Source organism: Desulfurellaceae bacterium, assembly GCA_021296095.1.
Classification (GTDB): Bacteria; Desulfobacterota; Binatia; order Bin18; family Bin18; genus JAAXHF01.
In genome coordinates, this window is sequence record JAGWBB010000002.1 from 1 (window position 1) to 394 (window position 394).

Sequence of the window (394 nt, forward strand, 5' to 3'; positions counted from 1 at the left end):
TCAAGTTGATCCCATCAAAGTCGGGGAAGAACACCTCCGCATCGGCCACGGCAGTGCAGTCTTTGACTGCTCTATCCCCCTTAGGGGCTTCGGCACCGCTATCGTTTATGTAGACGTAATATGAACGGGGCCGGGGCAGGTTGTACCAACCGACCACCGCGCTGCCGCTCAGATCGGGGATGTTCCCGTAAGAGACTTCTTCCCAATAGTGTCCCAGGCCAGGATAGGAGGAACCCATCAACTCCTCATACCAACTGACAGGACGCGGGGTGACATCGGTCGCATCACCAAAGCGGCAGAGAATCGTCACCCACACCTGGGAACCGGTCACCGCCGTCTGAGCAGTTGTCTGAAACGCCTGGTATGCCCCTTCAAGTGTAGTTCTCTCATCCTC

At 56.9% G+C, this 394-nt stretch carries 1 protein-coding gene; it reads right to left on the reverse strand.

The annotated features are described in order from the left end of the window. A partial coding sequence (locus tag J4F42_00505) for a hypothetical protein (protein ID MCE2483961.1) occupies window positions 1–394 on the reverse strand: 394 nt, incomplete at both ends.